This is a genomic window from Helicobacter sp. MIT 99-5507 (assembly GCF_003364295.1).
Lineage (GTDB): Bacteria > Campylobacterota > Campylobacteria > Campylobacterales > Helicobacteraceae > NHYM01.
Genome location: NZ_NXLO01000001.1, coordinates 214,807 through 237,221, shown reverse-complemented (window position 1 = coordinate 237,221; position 22,415 = coordinate 214,807). Strand labels below are relative to the sequence as shown.

Below are 22,415 nucleotides of genomic sequence, written 5' to 3'. Positions count from 1 at the left end.
TTTTGCAAATTTGATAATGGAATTATATTTTATATTTTGGCTTATACTTAATTGTTTTTTTAATAATTGCTTTTATTTTATTAATATAGTCAAAAAAATAAAAATGAATTATGCTTAAACGATAATATTTTCTACCTTCTTTTAGCGCTTTTTTGATTTCTTTGAATGCGTCTGTCCATGAAATAGTTTTGTCATTGTTTAATATTACATATTTTATATAAGATATATTATATGCATCAAGACTGCTTTGAATGAGAGGTTTATCATTTTTTGATAGATGGATTCTATCTCTTAGGCATTGCAATTCTGATTTAAAACTAAATAATTTATTTGCTTGTTTTGTATCTTCTACATATCCAAATTGTTCATTTTGCATTTTTAATATTAATGGTTTAGAATTATAAGTATATAAACCACCAGAATCTAGCCCAAGCCAGCCTACAATCCAAAATGGATAATAAAAATAAATTTCAGAATCTTCAAATTCTTTTATTTTGTTTGTATAAATATTTTGCGCTATTTTTGTATTAAATAAAAATCCTGAAATATAGCTTCGTAAGAGTTTATAAAGTGGGTGTTTTTTGGCTTTTAGTGGAGGTAGAAATTGATTTTTATTTTTTGGTGGAGCTACATAATATCTATCTTGTTCTTCTATATAGGCTACTCCAGATACAATTTCTGAAATTTGCTGCTGCCCCCCCCCTAATATTTTCTTTTATAATATTTAAAATATCATAAATTGCACTAGGATTTATTCTATCTTCATCACTAATAATAAGCACAAATTTCCCTGTTGCATTCATTATACAAGACTTAAAATTGCCACATAAGCCTAAATTTTTATTATTTCTATAATATTTAAATCTAGAATCTTTTATATCAGATAACAAATCTCTTGTTTGATAATCTTCATTATTATCACAAACTATTACCTCAATCTCATTGCAGTCCATTTTTAGCGTATCATTTACTGCCTCTTTTATTCTAAATGGTCTTTTATATGTTGGAAAAGCTATTGTAAGCAAGCCCATCAAATCTCCTTATTTTTTATATATATCTAAAATTATATATTTTTTTATCTACAATCTTGCAATCCAAGTTCTTAAACTCACTCCATGCGGTAGATATAATCAAGCTTTTACAAGATTGTATTATAGAATCTAAACTAGAATGATATTTGATATCTAATCCATAAGTATTATGAAAAATATCATTTGATATAGGATCAAAAGCATGTATATTTTTGTATCCTTTATCAAGTAATTTTTTTATTAAAATATATGATTTAGAATCTCTAACATCATCACTATTTGGCTTAAAACTAAGCCCTAAGATTCCAATATCTGTATTTAGATTTTCATCAATAGTATTGATATGAAAATCAATAATTTTATTATTAATATCTAATATTTCTTTTATCAATTTGCTTTCATAACCTTGCATTTTTGATTTTTTATACAATGCTAGCGTATCTTTTGGAAGACAATACCCACCAAATCCCATACCCGGATAAATATAGCTAGTAATATTTGCAGGATTCCCAAAGAATCTTTTATCTAAATGTAGTATTTCAAATGCTTTTTTTGTATCTATATTTCCAATAGATTTTGCTATCACACTCATATCATTTGCATAGCTTATCATCATAGATAACATTGTGTTGCTTAGATATTTGATAAATTCTGCTGTATTTGGTGTTACAAAAAATATTGGAGCATTAAATTTTGAATAAAGATCTTTTAATTTATCTATCTCAAAATCTGCACCAATCACAATTCTATCTGGATTCATAAAATCATCATAAGCAAATCCTTCTCTTAAAAATTCTGGATTATTAGCCAAAATAAAATCTATATTTTCTACTAAACCTAAATTTTGTAAAAATGGTAAAAATATTTCTTTTAGGCTACTTGGTGGAATCGTAGATTTGATAACAAAAATTGGCACTTTTTTGCATAATTTTATATATTTTGCACTCATTTTTAATGCTTCTAAAAGATAGGATAAATCAGCACTCCCATCTTCACTCATAGGTGTTCCAATGCAATAAAATATAATATCAGCACAATCTAGCGCTTCTTTTATGTCATCTGTGATATGTAGATTATTATTGATTACAGCTTGTAATGCAGAATCTAGCCCATTTTCAAAAAATGGAGCTTTGCCATTTTTGATAGTTGTGATTTTAGATCTATCTATTTCAAATCCAAAAGTTTCATAGCCCTTATTTGCAAATCCTACAGCAGTGGTTAATCCAACAAAGCCAAGTCCAAAAACTGCTATTTTCATTTAGAATCCTTTAAAAAACTAAGGAATCTAAAAACTCCACTAGATACATCAATATTTGGATTATAATTTAGCAATTCTCTTGCTTTTGTGATATCTGGACATCTTCTATTTGGATTATGTGTAAGATAGTCTTTATCACTAGAAATTGAGAGTTTTATATCACCTTTGTAGTTATATAATCTAATCCCAATTTCTTTATAAATCTCTGCTAATTCTTTTATACTTATTTCTCTTTTTTCAATACCAATATTAAAAAAATCAAATTTTCCATAAAGTAAAATTTTTAGATAGCCACAAATCGCATCACTTATATAGCAAAATGTTCTTTTTGGTGTGCCATCACTAAAAATTTCAATATCTCTATTTTCTACTATTGCCTTTGCAAAATCTGCTGGGACACGTTTATCATTGATATTCATACCCGGACCATAATTGTTAAAAGGTCTAGAAACGCCTATTGGCATGTGATATTTTTGAGCAAATAAATAACACATAGTCTCGCCAAATCGTTTTGATTCATCATAACAAGCTCGCGGACCAATGCAAGATACATTGCCTCTATAATCTTCACTTGTTGGAATCTGGCTAGATTCTGGATCGCCATATATTTCTGAGCTTGAAAAAAATAAAAAGCCATCTATTTTTTTATCTTTATAAAATTCAAAAAGATTCCTAAGCCCCCAAATATTTGCATCTAGCGTTTCTATTGGATATTTTCTATAAAATGTTGGTGATGCAATGCTTGCTAGATGAATGATGAAATTTGCTTCTTTTGCATATTTTATATTATCTATATCATCAGTGATAATATTAAATTTTTGTATTTCTACTAAATTGCTATATGTTTTTTGTAGTTCATCTATCCATTGTGGAGTTTGAATCATAAAATTATCTAAGCCAATAATCTTTTTTATACCAAATTCTTTTGCATAGCTACTTAAAAATCCTAAAAAATAAAATCCCAAAAATCCCGCACAGCCAGTAATTAAAATAGTAGAATCTTGAAATTTATTTTTATTTTCTAAATTATTAAATATGTATTTGAAATCTTCTTTTATGATTGTATTATTTAGCATGCAGCACTCCTAAATGGATTTTTGTGCTGATATGCAAATATTGGATTAAAAATTTTAAAAGATTGAAGTGGCTTTTTAGATTCTTCTTTAGTTTTTCTTTTTCTCCCAATCTGGTGCAAATGCTGTGCCAATTTGAATAAAGCTTGATTTTCTGTTCCAATTTGCATGCGAGCTTTGATAGCATAATTTGCAACAAAGAGGCATACCCCCCCCCATTATCATTTACATTTGCCCTAAAATCTTGCATAACTTTTGAATTCCAAGCATCCTCAAAAGTATCATAATCACTAAGATTCCCAAATTTCAAACTCGTGCTTTGACAAGGGCGGATACTATCATCACTACCTATAAAGAAATCTCTCCATCCTACAAAGCAATCTTTGTGATATTTATCTCCTGCTATATCTTCGCCTTGTAAATATGGAAGTTTTAATTTAATATCTAATTCTTTTGCTAAAGCCATAGCTTTGCTAAATTCACTTTTTACTAATTCTTGTTTATTATATAAACTTTCTTTGAGCATTTCAGGGCTAAAAGCGGTCAAAAATACGACTTTTACTTCTTGCATTTTTAAATCTTTTGCAAGTTTTATCATTTTTGGGAGTTCTCTAATATTAGATTCCATTGCCACAAATACAAAATTTAGATATGGATATGTAAGATTTAATTCCTCTTTTTTTGCAGTGATTTTGCTTATATTTTCAATGATTTTATCAAATTTCGATCCAACGCGAATGCTGTCATTTACTTTAGAATCTGCGCCATCTAAGCTAATTGCAATAATATCTACATGATATTTAAAAATATCATCTATAAACTTATCTAGTCTTGTTCCATTTGTAACAAAATATTTTCGCACATTTATTTCATCTAATTTTGCTAGAAATTTAGAAAAATTAGGATTTATTGTAGGCTCGCCCCAACCAAATAGCGTTACTTCCTCGCAATGCTGCAACGCATTTGATAATTTGTCTAATACTTCTAATTTGAGATAAGTTTGATTAAACTCTGCTTCATCTCTACCACAAAATATACATTTTATATTGCATGCACTTGTCATTTCTAAGACGATCCTACGCGGATATGAATCTAAAATCGTTTTTTTGGATTCCAATTCTTCTATATTTAGCTTAGAATTTGCAGCTTGTTTTTGATTTAATTTTGTTTTGAATAATTCTTTTGTTTTTGCACGTAAAATTTCCATATTTTTCCTTTATGCAGCATTTTTTGATTGATTGATTTTGTATTTGTTAGATAAATTATTTAGAAGTAGAATCTCTATATAATTTAGTGTTTTTGTATGATTTTTATTTTTTGAAGTGTTTTTTGAAGTGTTTTTATGATTTAAATTATGAGATTCCCCCCCCCCATTTAAGTATTCTATGATTTGTTTTTGTGTAATTATTTCTTTATCTTCTACAAACTTTTTATACCAAGTGATAGTATGTTCTATAGAATCTATAGTATTTAATATAGGTTTGTATTGTAATAAATGATAAGCTTTTGAAGTATCTAACATTAATAAATTTGCTTCATGAGGATTGATAGAATCTTCTTGTATTTCATAATTTATTTTATTCCACATACTTTTTGCAATCTCTAACATTTCTAAGACTTTTAGATTCCCATTTATATCTGGTCCAAAATTAAAACTACTAGCAAATTTAGTCTCACCTTGTAATAATTTTTTACCAAGCAATAAATATCCTCTCAAAGGTTCTAATACACTTTGCCATGGACGAGTAGAGTAGGGATTTCTAATGATTGTTGGTTTTTTATTTATCACTCCTCTTATTAAATCAGGCAATAATCTATCTTGGCTAAAATCGCCACCACCTATAACATTTCCAGCTCTAGCAGTAGCAATTAATATATTATGCAAAATAGTAAAATCAGCGATATTAAAAAAGCTTTGCCTCATAGAATCTACAACAATCTCCCCACATGCTTTACTTGCACTATATGGGTCAAATCCTCCAAGTCTATCATTTTCTCTATATCCCCAAATCCATTCTTTGTTTTCATAAACCTTATCAGTTGTAATAACTACGATAGCTTTTAAATTGCTAAGTTGATCTTTTATTTTATACACTATATATAATAAATTTAAGATTCCAAGTGCATTTATCTCAAATGTTTCATATGGATTTTTGTAGCTCTCTCTTACAAGTGGCTGGGCAGCAAGATGAAAGATTATATGTGGATTAAAAGATAAAAGGGTATTTTGCAAACTATTTTTATCTCTTATATCAGCAAATAACCCACTAAAACTATCTTTACTACCAAGTAAATCAAAATGATTAGGAGTTGTTATAGGTGCAAGTGAATATCCAAATACATCGCTACCAATAGTTTCTAATATCTTATAAAGCCAAGTGCCTTTAAATCCACTATGACCAGTTAGAAAAACTTTTTTGTTTTTATAGATATTCATACTTTTGCCTTAAAATATAGATGGAGCAGGATTCTATCCTAATAAAACTTGAATCTACAAATCACACGCTTATAATCATAATTCTATCATCATTTATCATATTTTTTACTTCTTTTAAGTAGTTTGGATTGACTACCAAAATCAAATCTAGCTTATATTTAAGCATAGCATTTTTAAGAGAAAGTATTGGAATGCCAGATTTTGGAATAAAACAATTTTGTTTGTTTGGATTTATATCAATTACACATTTTACATTATCCAACATATTGCATAGCGTTACACCTTTTGCACCAGCACCCCAAATAGCGATATTTTTAAATTTTTCTAAATCATTTTTTATTTGCAAATCTGTTATATTTCTATTGTATTTTTTAGGTCTTGCAAAGATTAATTGATATTGATTTTTAAATGATGGAATAATTTCTATCACATCAAATCCAGCCCTAAAGAATAGAATCCTAATAGATTCTTCTGTAAAGTAATTGCAATGTTCATAAAAAAAGTCATAAAATGCATTATTCTCTAATATCCATTCAAATCTTGGTGTCTCAAAAAATATAAGCGGATTATTTTTTATTTGTTTTCTAATTATTTGTAAAAAAGTTAGGGGATTTTGCAAATGTTCTATTACATGCCTACATGCAATAAGTCCAGGATTTATCAATTTTTGTGAAGTGTAATACTCTTGTTTTATTTCTATTTCTGCTTCTACCCCCCCCCATATTGGAATCTTTACTAAATGATGGATCAAATCCAAAACCTTTTGATTTGCTCTCTTTTGCTAATATTGATAAAAATTTTCCATTACCACAACCAATTTCTACGATATTTGTATTTTTGATTTCATATTTATTGATTAAAATATCAATTATTTCATTGATATAATTTACATATTCTCCACTGCAAAATTGAGAGTTTTCATAGGATTCTGCATAATCTACTAAGCTACTATCAAATGCAAAATTATGTGCCATTCCACAAATATTACATATTTTTATATCAAGATTCCCGCATTTAGCATTGACTGCTTCAATTTTATCTTTGTATTTCATATTTTGAAAAACTGGCACATTTTCTCTAAATAATAAATTATCCAAACTATAACTACCACAACTTTTACATTTATTCATATTTATTCCTTTCTTTTATTTTAACCACATAGCCCAAGGAGCTTTATTGCTTAACCACATATCGCATAATTCATTTTTATCCCTTAAAGTATCCATACATTTCCAGAATCCATTATGACAATAGCTATATAATTCACCATCTAATGCCAATCTTTTTAGTGGTTCTTGCTCAAAGATAGTAGAATCATCATCAATATAATCAAACACTTTTGGCTCACATACAAAAAAGCCACCATTTATCCATCCACCGCCATTATAACCATTGCTATCACCTTTTGGTTTTTCTATAAAATTTAATATTTTTTTATCATTTTCTCTAATATTTATAGCACCAAATCTACCTTCTGGCTGTATAGCTGTCATTGTTATTGATTTTTTATGCGATTTGTGAAAATCTAATAATTTTTTTATATTTACATTTGCGACACCATCACCATATGTAAGCATAAAAGTTTCATTATTTATATAATCTTTAGCATATTTAATTCTACCACCAGTCATTGTATCTTGTCCTGTGTAAAGCATCGTTATTTTCCATGGTTCATGCCGAATCTTGTGAATTTCAAATGTATTATCTGCCATATCAATAGTTATATCGCTATACCTTGTATAATAATTTATAAAATAATCTTTTATAATATGGCTTTTATATCCAGTAAGCACTATAAATTCATTAAAACCAAAATGACTATAAATTTTCATAATATGCCATAGCATTGGTTTTCCACCGATTTCTACCATAGGTTTTGGTTTCATATCTGTTTCTTCTGATAATCTTGTGCCAAACCCACCTGCAAGAATTAAAACTTTCATAAATCACTCGCTTATATACTTAGTAAAATCAAATATTATAACATGATTAAAATACATAGTTTATCTATATTTTGTATCATTTATCAAAAAAATATGGAATATATATTGCTTATGTATTACAAAAATATTTTATAAGGGAAGATTATGGGAATCTTTGAGATAAGCAAGGTATATAATATAGTAAATAAATCTCTAGATTATAGATCACTTAGACAAGATTTGATAGCTAGTAATATTGCAAATATATCAACTCCATTTTATAGACCACAAGATGTGAATTTTGAATCTTATCTATCAAAAGAAGCATCAAAAATTTTTAATAATCAATCTTCATCAAAGCTTCCATTAGCAACTACAAATGAAGGGCACATGCCTCCATTTGATATAAATGACAATAAAGCGACTATATTTTATAGAGATGGACATTTAGCAAGAAATGATGGAAATAGTGTTGATTTAGATGTAGAGACAAGTGAAATTGGAAAAAATTCTATTATGTATAATGCAATTGTAAATGCGAGCAAAAAACACAAAGGTATATTTGCTTATGCATTAGAATCTTCAAAAAATATTTAAAGGTTTTTTAAATGGCATTTTTAAGCAGTTTTGATATAAGCGGATATGGATTATCAGCACAAAGATTTAGATTAAATGTGATTTCATCAAATATAGCAAATGCAAATACAACAAGGACAGATGAAGGCGGTCCATATAGACGAAGAGAAGTGATATTTAAGGCATTTGATTTTAATAAAGAGTTAAATAACAAATTAGGAGAAAATAATAATCTCTTAGAATATGAAGATCCATTAAATGAAGGAATCTATGGTAAAAAACCAAAGCCAAATATAATGAGCGTATATGTAGATAAAATAGTTAGAGATGATAGATCTCCTATTATGAAATACGATCCAAGCCATCCAGATGCAGATGCAAATGGCTATGTCGCATTTCCAAATGTAAATCCAGTGATAGAAATGGCAGATTTAATAGAAGCAACAAGAGCTTATCAAGCAAATGTAGCAGCATTCCAAAGTGCAAAAAATATGGCAAATAATGCTATAATAATGTTTCAGGCTTAATTCTAAAGGAGTATATTTTGGCAGATATTAAATTAAACAATTTAGACATTAATAGCATTTCACCAAATTCAGCCGTATCAAAAAAAGCACCAAACAAAAACTTTATGGATACAATGAAAGAAGTAATAGATGAGGTAAATAAAGATCAAAAAACTTCAGAAAAAGCGCTAAGCGATGTTGCCACAGGGCAAATAAAAGATTTGCATCAAGCTGCTATTGCAATAGGAAAAGCAGAAACAAGTATGAAAGTAATGCTAGAGGTGAGAAATAAAGCAATAAATGCCTATAAAGAAATCTTAAGAACACAGGTTTAAAATTTATTTTAAATGCAAAATAATGATTTTGATGCCAATGCTCAAAGCTCTAATACAGAGCAAAATGAATCTTTACAAAATAATATTCCACAAAATCGCTCTTTAGGAATAGTAGCATTATATTTTTTTATATGTTTTTGTATTATTTTATTATTAATTATTGTTATTTTTAAAGTATTTTCACCAAGAAAACTGCCAACAATAATCACATCAAAAAAAGAAGTCGCACAAAGAGGGACTATATATAGTAGCGATGGATTTAACCTCGCAAGTAGTAAGAATCTATACAAAGTTAGTGTTTTTAAAAAAAGCATAGATCCAGATAAAATGGATTTATTTATTAAGCTTTTTTCAATATATAGTGGAATGGATGAATATTATGTAAGAGAAAAGCTAAATGGCAATGGAAATATCACTATATCTTATAGTATCAATCCAAAAACTGCATTAAATCTAAAACAACTAAATCAAAAATTTATCAAATATGGAATTTTTCGTTCTTATGAGGAAAATGGAAGAATCATGCCCAAATTTGGATTGAGCATTGAGATTAGTGGTGAGAGTAGAGATTATTTATACAAGGATTTGACAGAGCCAATTTTAGGATATACAAATAAATTAGAAAGCGATGGTTTTACCACACCAAATGGTGTAAAAGGTATAGAAAAATTTTACAATAACACTTTAGAATCTAAACAAGATGGATTCTATCGTGGATATAGAGATATTGGTTTTAATATCATTTTATCAAGAGATGCGATCTTAAAAAGAAGAGTTGATGGACAAAATATAGTTCTTACAATTCCACTTAAATTGCAAAAAAAAATAGAAAATATATTGGATGAAGCAGGAAAAAATCTAGAATCTAAAGAAATTGTAGCTGGGATAATGGATTCAAAAACAGGCAGAATCCTATCTCTTGCATCAAATCAACGATTTGACGCAAAAAAAATAACATCTAATGATTATTCTAAGTTAAATGCAAATGTAGCAGAGTTTTCATTTGAACCAGGTAGCGTTATGAAGCCTATTGTATATTCGATTTTGCTAGAAAAAAGACTTGTAAATCCAAATGAAATCTTTAATATTTATAATGGAATTTATAAGCTTGACTCTTATACTATTAGAGATAGCATAAGAAGGCAATATGCAAGTGCTGAAAATATCATAGTGTTATCAAGCAATATAGGAATGGTGCAAATGGCTCAACGATTAGATGAGCAATCCTATTACAATGGACTTCAAGCATTTGGATTCTCATTTCCTACAAATATAGATCTACCATATGAAAAAGACGGATTAATACCATCTCAAGCGACATTTAAATCGTATGTATATAAAGGAAGTGTATCTTATGGATATGGTCTTAGAGTAACATTTCTTCAAATGCTTAGAGCATATGCCGCATTTTCTAATGGTGGATATCTAGTCACTCCATATCTAAGAGACTATACATTATCTCGCAATAATAAAAAAATAGATTTTCACCATAATGATAATCCACTAATGATATTAAGCCCATATACTGCAGATAAAATGCAAAAAACACTTATCAAAACAGTAGATGAAGGCACGGCAAAAAAAACTAAAGTAGAAGGTATTATAATAGGTGGAAAAACAGGGACTGCAAGAGTTGCAGTAAATGGCAAATATGGCAATAACTATATGGGATCATTTTTTGGATTTGCAAAGGATGAAAAATCAAACTATACAATAGGTGTTGTTGTATTTGAATCTAGTGAAAAAAGTAGCTATTATGCTTCACAAACTGCAACTCCAATAGCAAACAAAATAATAAAAGCAATGGTTGAAGAAGGATATTTAAAACCAATTGAATAATATAAATATTATCCCAAGACAAATATTTGAATTATCACATTTATTTGATTTATATAATTTTGATTTGTATCTTGTTGGTGGTAGTATTAGAGATTGTATTTTAGGCAAGATTCCAGATGATTTCGATTTCACTACACGAGCAAAAACAAAAGATATATTAGATATTCTAAAAGATTATAAAACTTTTAGAAGTGGTGAAAAATATGGGACTATCGGAGTTTTATTTAGGGGAATAAAATGCGAGATTACCACTTTTAGATTAGATGGAATCTATATAGATAATCGCCATCCAAATAAAGTTGTATTTCATAATGATTTATACACTGATTTAAAAAGACGTGATTTTACTATTAATGCGATTGCTTATGATTTGAAAAATAAAATATTAATTGATAAGTTTGATTGTATAAAAGATATAGATTCTAAAATCATTAAATGCATTGGCGATGGAAATGAGAGATTTAAAGAAGATAGCCTTAGAATCTTGCGTGCATTATCATTTTGTTCAAAATTGGATTTTGATATATCAAATGATACATTGCAGGCAATAATAAATTCAAAAGAATTATTAAAAAATATAAAAATAGAACGAATAAGGGCTGAAATCACAAAAATATTTAGTGGCAAGAATCCAAAAAAAGCATTCGATTTAATGAAAAAATATAACATATTAAATACTAAGCATATACCAGCAAATATAAATAATATAAATGCAAAATATAGAATCTATGCTTCATTTTTAATATTTGATAGTCTTATTTATCTACATCCAAAAATAAGCATAAAAACTTTAGAAATAAAATCAATATTTATAAAAATCATACAAAAAAAACATATAAAAGAAGTGAGATTTATACTAGCAAATTTGCTCCTAAATCATAAAATAGAGGATATATATATTGCTTTGCATTTAAAAATAGCATTAAATAAAAAATACAGAATCTACAAAAGAGTTTTTAATCATATTGGAAAAATAACACATATTGATGGGCATAAATTACTAAATCTAGGATTTGATAAAATGCAAATAAAACAAATAAAACAAGAATTATTAATACAAGCAATCACAAATAAAATAAAAGATAAAAATATTTTGTTTAAAATTGCCATGAAATTAAATTTATCTTAAAAGATTTTAAATATAATCGCAAATTTAATATTTCAATACAAAATAAGGCAAGTTATGAAAAAAGATATTCATCCTAAATATGTTCCATGCAAAGTTACTTGTGTAACAAGTGGTAAAACAATAGAAGTTATGAGCAATAAAAGTGAGTTAAAAATCGATATTTCATCATTTTGTCATCCATTTTACACTGGGTCTGATAAAATTACAGATAGTGCAGGTAGAGTAGAGAAGTTTAAACAAAAATATAGCATGAAATAATTTTGCTTTATTTAATTGCTACTCCAATAGGTAATATTGCTGATATTACTATTAGAGCATTAGAAACTATAGAGATTTGTAATTATATTTTATGTGAAGATACTAGGGTCGCAAAAAAACTAATATCAATCCTTCATTCTAGAAATTTATTGAAAAATATAGATTTTATATATATTTCTTTACATTCTCACAATGAAGATTCTAGGGTAGAATCTCTAGATTCTAGTTTTTATCAAAATAATAATATTGCACTAATAAGCGATGCGGGCATGCCTTGCATTAGTGATCCTGGATACAAAATAGTAAAAAATATGCAAAAATATAATATCCCATATACCATAATTCCTGGTTGTAGTTCCGTGCTTAGTGCATTTGCATTAAGTGGTTTTGGTGATAAAAATTTTAAATTTATTGGATTTTTGCCACATAAAAAACAAGATAAAATATCATTATTTCACAAGATTCTTAGTGAAGATAATATCATTATATGTTTTGAATCGCCAAAGAGAATCTTAGATTCTATGCAAATATTAAATGATATAGAACAAAATAGAGAAATTTTTCTAGCAAAAGAAATCACAAAAACATTTGAAAAGTTTTATTTTGGAAGCATTAAAGATGTATTAGAAAAAATTAGGGTAGCAAATTTAAATGGTGAGTGGGTTATTGTAATAAATACAAGTTCTAATGATACAAAAAAGCAATATTTAGGCATAGAAGATATTATCTCACTTTCTATTCCACCTAAAATTAAAGCAAAAATATTATCAAAGCTAACAGGTAAAAATACTCAAGATTGTTATAATGAGATAATAAATCAAGGATAAAAAATGATAATCTATGGCAAACAAGTTTGCTTATATGTGCTAGAAAAACATAGTAGAATTATCAATGAAATATATTTTGGTAAAGAAATTGATAAAGCAATATTTAATAAATTTGCATCACTAAATAAACCGATTATAAAACCAGATTCTAAAAAAATCCAAAGTCTAGCAAAAGGTGGAAATCATCAAGGTTTTTTATTAGATGTTAATATTAGAGATGAATTTGACTTTAATTTTTTTAAAGGTTGTAGTAAAATTATAGTTCTTGTTGGTGTAACTGATGTAGGCAATATTGGCTCTATATTTCGCTCTGCACTTTCATTTGGAGTAGATGGGATAATAATTACAAATACATTTAATCAAAGTGGTGTTGCCCGCTCTAGCAGTGGGGCTTTTTTTGATATGCCATATATGGTTCATAAAGATCCTATGACTTTGATAAATGAATTAAAACATAGCAATTTTAAATTATTTGGTTCAAGTCCAAATGAATCTAAATCAAATAATAGCCATGATTTTAAATGGGCATTATTTTTAGGAAGTGAAGGTGAAGGTTTGCCAAATAAAATAATAAAAAAAATGGATAGTATTTTATCTATAAAAATGAATAATTTTAATTCTTTAAATGTTTCTGTAGCAGCAGGAATATTAATATATAGGATGGTTAATAATGCAATGTATTGAAAAGCTCAAACAAATCGGTTTGCATGAGGTAAATGCTAAAACAAAAATTGCTATAAAAAGATTAGATGATATTTTTGAATGTAGATTTGATAATATTGATAGGATTCGCCTCAAAGGTTTTTTATATATATTACAAAGAGAATATAAAATAGATATGAGTGAATGGCTTGAAAAATATGATGAATACCATAAACAACAAGAAGAATTAAATAAAGAAAATGAAGAGATAGAAGAAACTAAGCCAGATAATATAAATATTTCATTTATTGATACAACTATAGAAAATAAAACATACAAAAGACTTTTAATTGTATTTATAATACTGCTTATATTATTTATTGCATATTTTATCTACAATAACTCATCAAGTAAGAAAAGTGAAATTACAAACAAATATACTACTGAAAATCCTATAATAAAATCTACCCCTATAGAATCTAATACTACAATAGAATATGATCCCATAATAAAATCTAAAGATGAAGAGATAGTAGATTCTAATGCCACAATAATAAATGAAGAAAATGGCGATATAACACAAGAAGGTCAATCTATTGATAAAAATGACAATATTGATAATACATTTATAGATTCAAATAATAATATAAATACATTTGGAGTAGAAGAAGTGATAATTACTCCACAATCTCCATTATGGGTTGGTATTATTGATTTGCAAACTTATAAGAAAAAGCAAGTTTCAATTGCAGATGCATTTAGCATAAAACTAGATGATTCAAAGATTATAAGAACAGGGCATGGATATTTTGATATCAAATCTCCAACTTTAAATAAGAGTTATATTGGCGGCAATAGCAAATATTTTATTTATACTAGAGAGAGTGGATTTAAAGAAATAACAAAAGAAGAATTTTTAGAGTTTAATAGGGGACAAGAGTGGTAAGGTTTGTATTTATTGCTATATTGTGCGTTGTTTTAAATGCTAATAGCGATAATGTATTGCAAGAAAAGATTCAAAATATACTTGGTGAAAACTCATACAATAGAAATATAAAATTTATAAATAAATTATTTAGCAACCAAACAAATTTTTATAAAAATGGTGCATTAGATATTTATCAAGTTATTTTAACATTACAAAATAACGGCTTATTGCAGCTAAAATTTAAAAATCCACAAGAATTTAGTATGGTTTTTATAGCAGAAACAAGTCCCATATTTTTACTTAGAACAATCAATAGAAGTTTAGCTAGCATGGGGTATTCATATTGGACAACAAATGAAGCAAGTTATAAAGAAAATATAGCAAAAATAACTATTTCTCTTACTACAGAGCATATAGTAGATCCTATCGCATTACTAAATGAATTACAAAAAAATGGTTTTGTAAGCGTTGGTATTTTACGAGAAACAGATAATAAATGGGAATATAAACTATTAGTTAGGGATTCTAAGCTTCCAGATTCTAGATTTATTTCAAAAGGAAATAGCATATCAATAACAGAAGTTGTTGGTGAATATTGGCTTGAGTTAGGTTCATCCGATGGAAGATTACAGATTTCAACTAGAAATGGCAAGAGCTTTAATCCGGTTATTGTGTTTTTTGATAAAGATTTAAATATTTTAGAAGTTAAGAATCTAAGCAAAAGATCAAATGTAAATATTAATGTAGTAAATAATACAAAATTTATAAAAATAAAAGATTCTGTATCTTCTTTTAATATTAATAGTGGGATAGATGTAAGATTTAAATAAATATCAAAAAAGGGTGCATTATGTTTGATGAAATTGAGTTTGACAAAATCAAGCGGCTACCAAAATATGTTTTTGCTAGCATAAATGAAATAAAGCTTAAAATGAGACAAAATGGTGAAGATGTTATAGATTTTAGTATGGGAAATCCAGATGGTCCAACTCCAAACCATATAATAGATAAGCTATGCCAAGCAGCAAAAAAAGAAAAAAATCATGGGTATTCAGTAAGCAAGGGAATCTACAAGCTTAGATTATCTATTGTTAATTGGTATAAAAGAAAATATGGTGTAAATTTAGATCCAAATACTGAAGTATGTGTAACTATGGGCTCAAAAGAAGGATATGTCCATTTAGTGCAAGCCATCACAAATCCTGGTGATAATGCAATAGTTTGTTCTCCAGCATATCCTATACATTATTATGCTTTTATATTAAATGGTGCAAATGTAATAAATATTCCAATTAAATGGGATGATGAAATGCTACTAGATTATCAATCTTATTTTAATGATTTGCAAAAAGCACTAAAAAGCGCATTTCCTAAACCAAAATTTGTTGTTGTAAATTTCCCTCACAATCCAACTACTGCAGTTGTAAATAAGGATTTTTATGAGAAATTAGTTAGCATTGCAAAAAAAGAAAGATTCTATATTATTAGCGATATTGCGTATGCAGAATTATGTTTTGGAGATTTTAAAACTCCTAGCATTTTTGAAGTAGATGGCGCAAAAGATGTAGCAGTAGAAACATACACACTATCTAAAACATATAATATGGCAGGTTGGCGAGTAGGATTTGTTGTCGGAAATAAAAAAATGGTAGAAGCCTTGCAAAAAATAAAAAGCTGGATTGATTATGGCATGCACACACCTACACAAATAGCTGCCACAATAGCATTAGATGGTCCTCAAGATTGTATTGTTGATATAAGAAATAAATATGAAAATAGAATGCAAGTTTTAATAGATAGTTTCAAAGGAACAGGATTTGATATAAAAAAACCAAAAGCAAGCATGTTTATTTGGGCTGGGATTCCAGAGCAATATAAACATTTAGGCAGTCTAGAGTTTTGCAAAGAGATATTACAAGAAGCAAAGGTTGCTTTTAGTCCTGGGGTCGGTTTTGGAGAAAATGGCGAAGGTTATGTAAGAATCGCACTCATAGAAAATGAAAAACGAATAAGACAGGCAGCAAGAAATATAAAACAATATTTAAAAAATAAAAAATAAAGGTATTTTTTGAAAAATATTAATATTGGAATTATTGGTGTTGGCGTAGTTGGAAGTGCCACTGTATTATTATTAGAACAAAATAAAGATATTATATCAGCTCGTGCAGGTGCAAATCTAATAGTCAAAAAAGGTGTAGTGCGCGATATGAGCAAAACAGATAAAAATATCAAGATTCCACTTAGTAATGATATAAATGATATTTTGGAAGATGATGATATTGATGTAGTTGTTGAGCTGATGGGTGGAGTTGATGTTGCATTTGAAGTAGCAAAAAAAGCCCTAAGTAAAAAGAAAGCTTTTGTGACTGCAAATAAAGCAATGCTTGCATATCATAGATATGATTTACAAAAAATTGCATTAGATACGCCAATTGGATTTGAGGCAAGTGTTGCTGGTGGGATTCCAATAATAAAGGCTTTAAGGGATGGACTTAGCGCAAATCATATCACAAGTATTCGTGGAATCCTAAATGGCACTTGCAATTACATCCTCACAAAAATGACAAATCAAGATATAAGTTTTAATGAATGTCTAAAAGAAGCAAAAGAATTAGGCTATGCAGAATCTAATCCAGAACTTGATATAAATGGCATGGATTCTGCACATAAACTTTTAATACTTGCATCAATTGCATATGGTGTAAATGCAATGCCACAAGATATTTTGATTGAAGGTATTAGTGATATAAATCAAGATGATATATTTTTTGCAAATGAATTTGGATATACAATAAAATTATTGGCTATTGCCAAAAAGATAGGTAATGAAGTAGAACTTAGAGTGCATCTTGCGATGATTAACAAAGATGAAATGATAAGCAAAATTTCAGGTGTTATGAATGGTGTAAGTGTAATTGGTGATAAAGTTGGAGAAACTATGTATTATGGTGCTGGAGCAGGTGGAAATGCAACAGCAAGCTCTGTTGTATCGGATTTAATAGAAATAGCTAGAGATTCTTATTCACCTATGCTTGGATTTAAGCAACCACTTGAGAGTGGATTAAAAATAAAGCCAATATCTAAAATTGAAAGTAGATATTATATAAGAATTAATGTCTTAGATAAAGCTGGCGTATTATCTAAAATCACATCTATTTTAGGAGATAATGGAATCTCAATAAAAATACTTTTACAAAAAACTTCAAATAATGGCATAGCTACATTGCTATTATCAACACATAAAAGCAATGAATTAAGTATTCAAAAAGCTATATCAAACTTATGTAAGCTAGATATTATACATGATAAACCATATATGATTAGAATTGAAGAATAATAAACTTAGTAGCAGACAAAAAGGCAATATTGCAGAAAATAGAGCAAAAGAATATTTGCTAGATAATGGATTTGAGATTATTACATCAAATTATTATACTCCATATGGTGAAATTGATATTATTGCTACTAAAGATAATATTTATCATTTTATAGAAGTAAAAAGTGGAGATAAGATTGAGCCATTGTTAAATATCACACAAAAGAAATTAGAGAGAATCTACAAATCTATAGATATATATTTAAGTAAAAACAATATTGATGTTATATATAGTGTAGATGTAATTAGGATATGTAGAGATAAAATAGATTTTTTTAGCAATGTTAGTTATGGTTGAAATATTTTATTTTAAATTTATGCTAGAATATGCCCTTAGTAATTTTAAATTTAATTAGGAGAATTAAAAATGAGTAAATATATAGAATTAAACAATGATAATTTTGAGAGTATCACGAATAATGGTGTATCTTTAGTAGATTTTTGGGCTCCTTGGTGCGGTCCTTGTAAAATGCTTAATCCTATAATCGAAAAATTAGTAGATGAGTTTGAAGGAAAAGCAAATATTTGCAAGGTAAATACTGATGAAGAAAATGATTTAGCATCAAAATTTGGCATAAGAAGTGTTCCTACAATAATCTTTATGAAAAATGGTGAAGTTGTTGCACAAATGATAGGTGTTACTTCAGAGCAAGTTTTAAGGGATAAAATAAATTCTTTATTGTAATAGTTAAATTATCCTTTGAGATTTTCATTTCTTTTACCATTTTTTGCTGTTTTATTCTTAGCAGCATCATTTTTTTATTTTCAATGGACTTTTAGTAAATTTAAGTTTATTGATTTTCAAAATAGTGTGTTATATGGTAAAGACTATATATTCTCACCTTTAAATGATGAATATATAGTAATTTTTTATAATTCTAAATCAAGCAATATATTTGATATAATAAAGAAAATACCAAATGAGTATAATCTTGAAATTTTAGCTATTGATTTTTATCAAGATACAAATAAAGATATAAAAGACAATATCATTCCACTTAGTGCTGGAATGAATACATTATTAAAATTATCTAATAATTTTCATATAACAAATTTACCATCATATTTTTTGATAAAGAAAAAGAGTTCTTTTAAGTTTATTCAAATAAGCAAGGTAGTAAAGTTTTAGTTTTGATAAATATAAAAAAGGTGAATAATGATTAATTTAGCAATTATTGGCGGTGGTCCTGCTGGTCTATCTGCTGGCTTATATGCAACTAGAGGCGGAATAAAAGATGTAGTATTATTTGAACGTGGAATGCCTGGAGGACAAATTACAAGTAGTAGTGAAATAGAAAATTACCCTGGTGTAAAAGATGTTATGAGCGGTATTGATTTTATGCAACCATGGCAGGAACAATGTTTTCGATTTGGTTTAGTTCATAATATGAATGAAGTTCAAATGGTATCAAAAAATACTAATCATTTTGACATTAAATTAAGCGATGGAAGCACAATCCAATCAAAAGCTGTAATATTATGCACAGGCGGAAGACCAAAAAGAGCAAATATAAAAGGTGAAGATGAATTTATAGGAAGAGGAGTTAGCACTTGTGCTACTTGTGATGGATTCTTTTATAAAAACAAAGAAGTTGCTGTTCTTGGTGGTGGAGATACGGCACTTGAAGAGGCAATTTATCTTACTAGAATGTGTAGCAAAGTATATTTAATCCATAGAAGAAATGAATTTAGAGCAGTTCCTATTACAGTTGAACATGTAAAAAAGAATCCAAAAATTGAAATATTAACTTCAGTAATTGTAGAAGAAATATATGGAGATAACAGCGGAGTTACAGGAATAAGGATAAATAACTTAGAAACAAATGAAAAAAGAGAATTAAATATTCCTGGAATTTTTGTATTTGTTGGATATGATGTAAATACTGGAATCTTAAAGCAAGATGATGGAAGTATGCTTTGTAAGATTAATGAAATGGGACAGGTTGTAGTAGATCTAAAAATGAAAACATCAGTAGAAGGATTATTTGCAGCAGGTGATATAAGAGAAGCATCTCTAAAACAAGTAGTTATTGCAGCTGGTGATGGTGCTACAGCAGCATTAAGTGCGATAGAATATTTACAATCTATAGGATAATTTTAAATCTCAAGGTATAAAAATGTTAGGTATTGGAATCTTTGGGGCGACAGGAAGAATTGGTAAGTTATTAATAGAAGCATTACAAAAAGATAAAGAAGCAAATTTATCTTGTGTATATGTAAGAAATGAACTTCAATATTCCATACCGCAAGGTGTTTTGGTAACAAATGATATTAGCGTATTTTTAGAATCTAGTGATTTAATCATTGATTTTTCTTCTCCAGAAGCAACAAAATTACTACTTGATATGGCTATTGATAAAGTTCAAAGACCAATTGTTATTGGAACTACTGGATTAGATAAAATGCAGCAAGATTTAATGATTGTTGCATCACAAAAAATGCCAATATTGTATGCATCAAATATGTCAAAAGGTATCGTTGTCCTAAATAAATTAGCACAAATAGTATCAAGCACTCTAAAAGATAGTGATATAGAAATAGTAGAAATCCATCATAGAGAAAAGAAAGATTCTCCATCTGGAACAGCTTTGAGACTTGCTAAGAGTTGTGCAGAAGCAAGAGATTTAGATATCAACAAAGTTAGGATAAGCGGTAGGGATGGAATGATTGGAAAAAGAAGTAAAGATGAAATTGCTGTTATGGCTCTTCGTGGTGGAGATGTTGTAGGTCGTCATAGTGTAGGATTCTATCTTGATGGAGAATATATAGAATTAATACATAATGCTACAAGTAGAATGACATTTGCAAATGGGGCAATAGATGTTGGTAAATGGTTGATTAAACAAAAAAATGGTTTTTATAGCATAGAAGATGCATTAAGGTTTTAATATGGATTCACTTAATGAAAAATGTGCTGTTGTAGGTGTTTTTAACTCAAATCGGTCAGCAACTTTGTGTTATTATTCATTATTTGCAATGCAACATAGAGGGCAAGAATCAAGTGGTATCTCAACTTCTAATGGTTGTAATATCATCACTCAAAAAGGTGAAGGATTGGTTACTAATGTATTTAGTGATGGATTACAAAAATTAGTAGGAAATATAAGCATAGGACACAATAGATATTCTACCGCTGGTGAAGATTCTAAATGTGATGTGCAGCCAATTTTTGCTAGATATTCACTAGGACAAATTGCAGTAGCCCACAATGGGAATCTAGTAAATACAAAAGAGGTAAGAGACAAATTGATATCTAAAGGTGCAATTTTCCAAAGTCACTTAGATACAGAGAATCTAATACATCTAATAGCCCAAAGTAAAGCAGAAAAATTACAAGATAGGATTATTGAGGCATTATCTCATATAAGTGGTGCATATTCATTTGTCATTTTAAGTAGAGGAAAATTATTTGCAATAAGAGATCAATATGGATTTAGACCGTTTTCTTTGGGTGAAGTAAAAAATGAAGATGGCACAAAAGGATATGTTGTAGCTAGTGAAACTTGTGCTTTTGATTTGATAGATGCAAAATATATTCGCGATATAAATCCAGGTGAAATGCTTATTTTTAGTCTAAAAGATGATAATGCAACTTTTGAGAGTGTGCAGATTTTCCCTCCAAAACCAAAAAAATGTATATTTGAGTTTGTGTATTTTTCACGCCCAGATAGCTTTGTATTTAACAAATGCGTTTATGAGGTTAGAAAAAATATGGGAATTGAGCTTGCAAAAGAATGTAAAATTAAGGCTGATTTAGTGATACCAGTGCCAGATAGCGGAGTAATATCTGCTATTGGGTATTCACAAGAAAGCAAGATTCCATTTGAATTAGGAATCGTTAGAAATCACTATATTGGTAGGACATTTATTGAGCCTACGCAATCAAATAGAGAATTAAAAGTTAGGTTAAAATTAAATCCTATAAAAGAAATAATTAAAGATAAAGAAATAATAGTAATTGATGATAGCATTGTTCGTGGCACTACAAGCAAGCAAATTATAAAAATCTTAAGAAAAGCAGGTGCAAAAAAAATACATTTAGTTGTTGCTTCACCTCAAACAATATCGCCTTGTTATTATGGAGTTGATACACCAGATGAATCTCATTTAATATCAGCGACAAAAAGTATAGAGGAAGTGCGAGATTTTATCAATGCAGATTCTTTGCATTTTCTATCATTAGATGGCTTGTATAAGAGTATTGGCTATGAAGCAAATAATGGAGAAAGTTACTGCAAAGCTTGTTTTGATAGACAATATATCATATAAATATGGATA

The 22,415-nt window shown here is 28.1% G+C and carries 27 protein-coding genes; 18 read left to right on the top strand and 9 right to left on the bottom strand.

Translation table 11 applies throughout. The features are described 5' to 3' along the window. Positions 1–22: 22 nt before the first annotated feature. From CQA42_RS01265 to rfbF, 9 genes are all read right to left on the bottom strand, one after another. On the bottom strand, positions 23–376 hold the full coding sequence (locus tag CQA42_RS01265; protein ID WP_115582885.1) for a hypothetical protein: 354 nt from the start codon (positions 374–376) through the stop codon (positions 23–25). A gap of 262 nt (positions 377–638) precedes the next feature. Then, a complete protein-coding gene (locus CQA42_RS01260; RefSeq protein ID WP_115582884.1) occupies positions 639–1,031 on the bottom strand; it encodes a glycosyltransferase in 393 nt (130 codons plus the stop codon). Between the two features lie 16 nt (positions 1,032–1,047). Next, positions 1,048–2,289, bottom strand: a complete 1,242-nt coding sequence (locus CQA42_RS01255; RefSeq protein WP_115582883.1) for a UDP-glucose/GDP-mannose dehydrogenase family protein — start codon at positions 2,287–2,289, stop codon at positions 1,048–1,050. Further along, positions 2,286–3,365: an NAD-dependent epimerase/dehydratase family protein gene (locus tag CQA42_RS01250; protein ID WP_115582882.1), complete on the bottom strand. Its 1,080-nt coding sequence runs from the start codon at positions 3,363–3,365 to the stop codon at positions 2,286–2,288. Before CQA42_RS01250 ends, CQA42_RS01255 begins: the two co-directional genes overlap by 4 nt. Continuing rightward, the gene (locus tag CQA42_RS01245; protein ID WP_220271575.1) at positions 3,355–4,569 is read right to left on the bottom strand and encodes a radical SAM protein; all 1,215 of its coding nucleotides are present in this window, start codon (positions 4,567–4,569) and stop codon (positions 3,355–3,357) included. Before CQA42_RS01245 ends, CQA42_RS01250 begins: the two co-directional genes overlap by 11 nt. A 9-nt stretch (positions 4,570–4,578) precedes the next feature. Beyond that, positions 4,579–5,799, bottom strand: coding sequence for a CDP-glucose 4,6-dehydratase (gene rfbG / locus CQA42_RS01240; protein ID WP_115582881.1), 1,221 nt, complete (start codon positions 5,797–5,799; stop codon positions 4,579–4,581). 61 nt (positions 5,800–5,860) lie between these two features. Beyond that, a complete protein-coding gene (locus CQA42_RS01235) occupies positions 5,861–6,550 on the bottom strand; it encodes a class I SAM-dependent methyltransferase (RefSeq protein WP_181881447.1) in 690 nt (229 codons plus the stop codon). Further along, a complete protein-coding gene (locus CQA42_RS08220) occupies positions 6,435–6,929 on the bottom strand; it encodes a hypothetical protein (RefSeq protein WP_181881446.1) in 495 nt (164 codons plus the stop codon). The genes CQA42_RS01235 and CQA42_RS08220 overlap by 116 nt, the downstream gene beginning before the upstream one ends. 15 nt (positions 6,930–6,944) lie before the next feature. Continuing rightward, on the bottom strand, positions 6,945–7,742 hold the full coding sequence (rfbF, locus tag CQA42_RS01230) for a glucose-1-phosphate cytidylyltransferase (RefSeq protein ID WP_115582879.1): 798 nt from the start codon (positions 7,740–7,742) through the stop codon (positions 6,945–6,947). A 144-nt stretch (positions 7,743–7,886) separates the two neighbouring features. Between rfbF and flgB the strand changes: the two genes are divergently transcribed. From flgB to purF, 18 genes are all read left to right on the top strand, one after another. After that, the gene (gene flgB, locus CQA42_RS01225) at positions 7,887–8,318 is read left to right on the top strand and encodes a flagellar basal body rod protein FlgB (RefSeq protein ID WP_115582878.1); all 432 of its coding nucleotides are present in this window, start codon (positions 7,887–7,889) and stop codon (positions 8,316–8,318) included. An 11-nt stretch (positions 8,319–8,329) separates the two neighbouring features. Continuing rightward, positions 8,330–8,824: a flagellar basal body rod protein FlgC gene (gene flgC, locus CQA42_RS01220; RefSeq protein WP_115582877.1), complete on the top strand. Its 495-nt coding sequence runs from the start codon at positions 8,330–8,332 to the stop codon at positions 8,822–8,824. Between the two features lie 56 nt (positions 8,825–8,880). Next, positions 8,881–9,138: a flagellar hook-basal body complex protein FliE gene (fliE, locus tag CQA42_RS01215; protein ID WP_258865536.1), complete on the top strand. Its 258-nt coding sequence runs from the start codon at positions 8,881–8,883 to the stop codon at positions 9,136–9,138. Between the two features lie 12 nt (positions 9,139–9,150). Continuing rightward, the gene (locus tag CQA42_RS01210) at positions 9,151–10,977 is read left to right on the top strand and encodes a penicillin-binding protein 2 (RefSeq protein WP_115582875.1); all 1,827 of its coding nucleotides are present in this window, start codon (positions 9,151–9,153) and stop codon (positions 10,975–10,977) included. Next, entirely contained in the window at positions 10,970–12,106 is a 1,137-nt protein-coding gene (locus CQA42_RS01205) for a CCA tRNA nucleotidyltransferase (RefSeq protein ID WP_115582874.1), read from the top strand. The genes CQA42_RS01210 and CQA42_RS01205 overlap by 8 nt, the downstream gene beginning before the upstream one ends. Positions 12,107–12,160: 54 nt before the next feature. Then, positions 12,161–12,364 carry a 50S ribosomal protein L31 gene (gene rpmE / locus CQA42_RS01200; protein WP_115582873.1) on the top strand — a complete coding sequence of 68 codons (204 nt, stop codon included), beginning with the start codon at positions 12,161–12,163 and terminating at the stop codon, positions 12,362–12,364. Between the two features lie 2 nt (positions 12,365–12,366). Further along, positions 12,367–13,191: a 16S rRNA (cytidine(1402)-2'-O)-methyltransferase gene (gene rsmI, locus CQA42_RS01195; RefSeq protein ID WP_181881444.1), complete on the top strand. Its 825-nt coding sequence runs from the start codon at positions 12,367–12,369 to the stop codon at positions 13,189–13,191. A 3-nt stretch (positions 13,192–13,194) separates the two neighbouring features. After that, complete coding sequence (gene rlmB, locus CQA42_RS01190) at positions 13,195–13,875, top strand: 23S rRNA (guanosine(2251)-2'-O)-methyltransferase RlmB (RefSeq protein ID WP_115582871.1); 681 nt, start codon at positions 13,195–13,197, stop codon at positions 13,873–13,875. Beyond that, the gene (locus tag CQA42_RS01185; RefSeq protein ID WP_115582870.1) at positions 13,862–14,779 is read left to right on the top strand and encodes a hypothetical protein; all 918 of its coding nucleotides are present in this window, start codon (positions 13,862–13,864) and stop codon (positions 14,777–14,779) included. Before rlmB ends, CQA42_RS01185 begins: the two co-directional genes overlap by 14 nt. Continuing rightward, positions 14,773–15,591: a hypothetical protein gene (locus CQA42_RS01180; protein ID WP_115582869.1), complete on the top strand. Its 819-nt coding sequence runs from the start codon at positions 14,773–14,775 to the stop codon at positions 15,589–15,591. Before CQA42_RS01185 ends, CQA42_RS01180 begins: the two co-directional genes overlap by 7 nt. Positions 15,592–15,611: 20 nt before the next feature. Beyond that, positions 15,612–16,820 (top strand): LL-diaminopimelate aminotransferase, encoded by a 1,209-nt coding sequence (locus CQA42_RS01175; RefSeq protein WP_115582868.1) that lies wholly within the window; start codon positions 15,612–15,614, stop codon positions 16,818–16,820. Positions 16,821–16,829: 9 nt separating this feature from the next. Next, on the top strand, positions 16,830–18,098 hold the full coding sequence (locus CQA42_RS01170) for a homoserine dehydrogenase (RefSeq protein ID WP_115582867.1): 1,269 nt from the start codon (positions 16,830–16,832) through the stop codon (positions 18,096–18,098). Then, positions 18,088–18,435 (top strand): YraN family protein, encoded by a 348-nt coding sequence (locus CQA42_RS01165; RefSeq protein WP_115582866.1) that lies wholly within the window; start codon positions 18,088–18,090, stop codon positions 18,433–18,435. The genes CQA42_RS01170 and CQA42_RS01165 overlap by 11 nt, the downstream gene beginning before the upstream one ends. Before the next feature lie 69 nt (positions 18,436–18,504). Beyond that, positions 18,505–18,822 carry a thioredoxin gene (gene trxA / locus CQA42_RS01160; RefSeq protein ID WP_115582865.1) on the top strand — a complete coding sequence of 106 codons (318 nt, stop codon included), beginning with the start codon at positions 18,505–18,507 and terminating at the stop codon, positions 18,820–18,822. Between the two features lie 15 nt (positions 18,823–18,837). Then, on the top strand, positions 18,838–19,266 hold the full coding sequence (locus CQA42_RS01155; protein WP_115582864.1) for a hypothetical protein: 429 nt from the start codon (positions 18,838–18,840) through the stop codon (positions 19,264–19,266). Positions 19,267–19,293: 27 nt separating this feature from the next. Then, on the top strand, positions 19,294–20,232 hold the full coding sequence (gene trxB, locus CQA42_RS01150) for a thioredoxin-disulfide reductase (RefSeq protein ID WP_115582863.1): 939 nt from the start codon (positions 19,294–19,296) through the stop codon (positions 20,230–20,232). Between the two features lie 22 nt (positions 20,233–20,254). Next, complete coding sequence (dapB, locus tag CQA42_RS01145; protein ID WP_115582862.1) at positions 20,255–21,025, top strand: 4-hydroxy-tetrahydrodipicolinate reductase; 771 nt, start codon at positions 20,255–20,257, stop codon at positions 21,023–21,025. Between the two features lies 1 nt (position 21,026). After that, positions 21,027–22,406: an amidophosphoribosyltransferase gene (gene purF, locus CQA42_RS01140; protein WP_115582861.1), complete on the top strand. Its 1,380-nt coding sequence runs from the start codon at positions 21,027–21,029 to the stop codon at positions 22,404–22,406. The last annotated feature ends 9 nt before the right edge of the window (positions 22,407–22,415 follow it).

Coding starts and splice junctions, on each gene's coding strand:
- flgC (WP_115582877.1), top strand. CDS start 8,330: ATGGCATTTTTAAGCAGTTTTGATATAAGCGGATATGGATTATCAGCA.
- CQA42_RS08220 (WP_181881446.1), bottom strand. CDS start 6,929: ATGAATAAATGTAAAAGTTGTGGTAGTTATAGTTTGGATAATTTATTA.
- trxA (WP_115582865.1), top strand. CDS start 18,505: ATGAGTAAATATATAGAATTAAACAATGATAATTTTGAGAGTATCACG.
- CQA42_RS01255 (WP_115582883.1), bottom strand. CDS start 2,289: ATGAAAATAGCAGTTTTTGGACTTGGCTTTGTTGGATTAACCACTGCT.
- CQA42_RS01250 (WP_115582882.1), bottom strand. CDS start 3,365: ATGCTAAATAATACAATCATAAAAGAAGATTTCAAATACATATTTAAT.
- flgB (WP_115582878.1), top strand. CDS start 7,887: ATGGGAATCTTTGAGATAAGCAAGGTATATAATATAGTAAATAAATCT.
- CQA42_RS01260 (WP_115582884.1), bottom strand. CDS start 1,031: ATGGGCTTGCTTACAATAGCTTTTCCAACATATAAAAGACCATTTAGA.
- CQA42_RS01210 (WP_115582875.1), top strand. CDS start 9,151: ATGCAAAATAATGATTTTGATGCCAATGCTCAAAGCTCTAATACAGAG.
- rfbG (WP_115582881.1), bottom strand. CDS start 5,799: ATGAATATCTATAAAAACAAAAAAGTTTTTCTAACTGGTCATAGTGGA.
- purF (WP_115582861.1), top strand. CDS start 21,027: ATGGATTCACTTAATGAAAAATGTGCTGTTGTAGGTGTTTTTAACTCA.
- trxB (WP_115582863.1), top strand. CDS start 19,294: ATGATTAATTTAGCAATTATTGGCGGTGGTCCTGCTGGTCTATCTGCT.
- rlmB (WP_115582871.1), top strand. CDS start 13,195: ATGATAATCTATGGCAAACAAGTTTGCTTATATGTGCTAGAAAAACAT.
- CQA42_RS01245 (WP_220271575.1), bottom strand. CDS start 4,569: ATGGAAATTTTACGTGCAAAAACAAAAGAATTATTCAAAACAAAATTA.
- CQA42_RS01185 (WP_115582870.1), top strand. CDS start 13,862: ATGCAATGTATTGAAAAGCTCAAACAAATCGGTTTGCATGAGGTAAAT.
- rfbF (WP_115582879.1), bottom strand. CDS start 7,742: ATGAAAGTTTTAATTCTTGCAGGTGGGTTTGGCACAAGATTATCAGAA.
- rpmE (WP_115582873.1), top strand. CDS start 12,161: ATGAAAAAAGATATTCATCCTAAATATGTTCCATGCAAAGTTACTTGT.
- dapB (WP_115582862.1), top strand. CDS start 20,255: ATGTTAGGTATTGGAATCTTTGGGGCGACAGGAAGAATTGGTAAGTTA.
- CQA42_RS01175 (WP_115582868.1), top strand. CDS start 15,612: ATGTTTGATGAAATTGAGTTTGACAAAATCAAGCGGCTACCAAAATAT.
- CQA42_RS01265 (WP_115582885.1), bottom strand. CDS start 376: ATGCAAAATGAACAATTTGGATATGTAGAAGATACAAAACAAGCAAAT.